General features: G+C 54.8%; 2 protein-coding genes. One reads left to right on the top strand and one right to left on the bottom strand.

Annotated features, from left to right (window positions below; translation table 11 throughout):
• A partial coding sequence (locus MGEO_RS20925) for an Ig-like domain-containing protein (protein ID WP_233140062.1) occupies window positions 1-1709 on the bottom strand: 1709 nt, incomplete at its 3' end.
• 1052 nt (window positions 1710-2761) lie between these two features.
• Here MGEO_RS20925 and MGEO_RS21820 point away from each other — a divergent pair.
• Window positions 2762-3013 carry a hypothetical protein gene (locus tag MGEO_RS21820; RefSeq protein ID WP_233140060.1) on the top strand — a complete coding sequence of 84 codons (252 nt, stop codon included), beginning with the start codon at window positions 2762-2764 and terminating at the stop codon, window positions 3011-3013.
• Window positions 3014-3298 lie beyond the last annotated feature (285 nt).

Below are 3298 nucleotides of genomic sequence, written 5' to 3'. Positions count from 1 at the left end.
CTAAGGAGATCGCCTTCGGTTACGGAATAAGCGTCATTGCCGGCCACTGGAGCGGCATTTTGCGTGACACCGTCAATCACGATCGACACGTCGGCGATATCGGTGCCGCCTTGACCGTCAGAGACTGTGTAGCTGAAACCATCGGTGGCTTGCTCTCCGGAGTTCAGGCTGTCGAACGCACCGTTCTGATCATAGTCGAAAGATCCATCCGCCTGCACGGTCACAAGCGCACCCGATGCGAGCGAAATTGTTGTGCCTGTCGCCTGACCATTGACACTGGTAATGCTCAGTATACCGCCATCCCCATCGCTGTCATTGGCCAGCAGATCGGTGGCGCTAAGGAGATCACCCTCGGTCACGGAATAGGCGTCATTTGCCGCAACAGGCGGGGTATTAACTGCGCCAGCCGTGTCGGCCACTGCCTGCCAACTGAGTTTCTGATCCGCAAAAGCCAGCCATTCGACCGTGTCAGCAACCCAGTCGATGGCCGTGTCGATCACCCGTAGCACGCCACTGACAACTTCGATGGTGTAACTGGCAAAGGTCGCCCCAAAGATCACCTGATCCGAGCCGGCATCCCCATGGTAGGTGTCGCTACCAACGCTGTCGTAGAAGGTGTCATCGCCGCCATTGCCGGTGAACGTGTTGTCGGCGACATTGCCGTAGAACACTTCCGACCCGGCGCCGCCGATAGCGTTTTCGATAATCGTGCCCTCAGCCATTGCGAGGTTTCCGATCCGGCCACCAATGTTAGACAGGGAGGGGAAAGTTGCACCCTGCTCCGAGGGGGCAAGGTTGATGAGCGTGCTATTTGAATACCCTGAAAGATCAAGTGTATCAATGCCGCCGCCATCGACGAGGGTCGATGCTGTCCGGTTGGCATAGGTCGACCATTGGGCCCAGATGTCGCTGACACCTGAGGTCACTGTGGTGTTGAAGCCCCAGACGGTGTCCTCGGTAAAGGCGTTCGACACACCGTATCCTTGCCGTCCATAAAGAACATCCAGCGCCATCCAATCAACGGCCATCGGCGTCTGGAGAAATGCGTAGCTTGCGTTTATCGAGGTGTTTTCGGTCTGGCTGAAATAGGACATCATGGATGCTTGCCAGCTGTCATTTGCGAAGACATTGTCCACACCATAGGTGGCACTGCCGTTATAAGGGCCTTGGTGCCCAAGCCCGATCGCATGCCCAATCTCGTGCAGGATTGTTTGCAGCGTGTAGTCATCATAAGTTGATGTTCCGCCCGACCAGGACTGAGCGACGTTGATCTGTGCATAGTGGATTGTGCTGCCCAATGCGCCACTGTTGTAGTAGCTGTGGCTGGCATAGGCGCCGCTGTCATTATCGCGGAAGAAGAAGTCGACGAGGTTCGTGTCAGTCGATGTGGTTTCGACAAACTGGATTCCGAGTGTTGCCTCGAACAGTTTAAACGCCTCGCGAACCAGAACGGCACGGTCTGCTGTCAGGCCGTCGGCATCGGCGCTGTAACCCGAGAGGTTGTAGTGCAGCACGCCGTTATTGGCGTCGATCCCGGTTGATGTGACATTGTGAGACCGTGTGCCATCGCCATAGCCGGTGTTCCAATATCCGGTGAGAAGGAAGTCGGACATGTCTCCCAAAAGTGCGGCCGCAGATGACGTGCCCGTTGCCACCGCATCCACAGTTATGCTCTCGACGGCGACCTTGGTGAGTTCTTCAAGCTTCATCGAACAGCCGCTGCAGCCACAAGCGCCCTCATGCAACAAGCTTTCGTAGATGTTCAGGTCGGGCACCCATTCAAACCTCGCGGCAACATTCGTTGGTATATCCAAAGCCTGGCCCTCTTTAAGTCCGGGGAGCGGGTCTCCGGCCTCAAGCGGCACTGGCCTCATCGTGGCACCTGATTGACCCATATTCGCGGAAGCAAGGGCTGGCTCAAAAGCACTGTCCCTGCTTGAACTGGTTTCCGGTAGAGCAACAGCTGGGGCTTGCATGTCGGGAATTTCAGCAGATGGTTGATCTGTGTAAACACCACTAGGCAAGGGGTCGGTCGGCGACATTTCAAACGACAGGTTTGCCGCAAGAGACCCAGAAAGCGTCCGGTTTGCCGGGCTCTCATCTGGGACATCGATTGGGGGTTGGGTCTTATTGCTGGGCATGGCGCGTTACCTCTGAGCAGATCGAAAGCCTGCAGACCCTGAAAATGGATCGCATGGCGGCACATGGCTTCTTTTCAAACAATGGCTGCACGGGAACTCAGATTAGAGTTTGACCACAAAACGTTAAGAATGAGGCGAGGCCACTTCGTCGATCCCAAAAATTCGTTCGCGGCTTGCACAGCCTAGGAAGAAAAGCCTGATTGAACTGCTTTTCGTGAAAGGTAATGGGCCGTAATGTGTAGGATCAAATGTTCATGTCTTGGAAGAATATCCCTTTTCGGATGTGACATGACCACACCAAAGCCAGTAACCATCTATTTGACATTCAAATCCGCTACTTTCGCTCTGCGAACAGTAGCAAAATGTCTAGGGTCAGGATTCATAACCAGAACATGACAACTGCGGCCAGAGCGCATGCTGAGAGAAAGACCTTTGGGCATTCTGCGCCGATGTCTCGTCAATGAGCGCGCGCGGCGCATATTTGCCTGGGCTTGACCAGACTTCTTGTCCAACTTCGCGAACGCTTTGATGGGGACCTTGACCTTGTGCTCGTTCTTGCAGTGATCGGAAGCCAGTCTAGGCCAGTTCCGCGGCCAACTGAGTTTGCATCGTCGCCAGACATGACCAACACGCATCACAAAGATGAGAGTTCGAAATCATGTACTTTCCAGTCAGTCTCTCAGTCTTCCGGAATTCCGCGTGAGACTGTCAGACGCAAGGTCAGTATTCTACAAAACAAGGGTTGGGTGTCACGAGGCTCGGACGGACAGCTTTCTGTTTCACTTGATGCGGCGAATGCCCTTGCAGACGAAACTCGACATTTGCTTTTCCAACAAAATGACGCGCAAGCCGCTATCGATGCGGAGAGTTGAAACTTTTTTAGGCGCACGCATCTCGGCACGGGCCTTTCTCCGGAACCTCCAGATGTACAAGTTCCGCTTATCGCCAAGACAGATCCGTCGCTGCCTCTATCAGATCGCGAAGCGTCGCATCAGCGAATGTTGGCCAGCCGCGGCGGGTCTAGGGTCCCGAAACAAGCTCGAAGCGTTTCGCTTCAAAAGGAGGCTCCGATGGATCTTTATCCCCTGATCGAACTGTTTGATGGGCGCTGCGTGAGCCTGTTTCGTGGACGCCTTCCCTGCTCGGCTAGGGTCAGG

It is taken from the genome of Marivita geojedonensis (assembly GCF_002115805.1).
GTDB classification, from domain to species: Bacteria; Pseudomonadota; Alphaproteobacteria; order Rhodobacterales; family Rhodobacteraceae; genus Marivita; species Marivita geojedonensis.
The sequence above is the reverse complement of the archived record's forward strand: the minus strand, read 5'-3'. Positions and strand labels throughout refer to the sequence as shown.

Bases quoted from the DNA above. Each gene is read 5' to 3' on its own strand.
- MGEO_RS21820 (WP_233140060.1), top strand. From the start codon at position 2,762: ATGACCAACACGCATCACAAAGATGAGAGTTCGAAATCATGTACTTTC.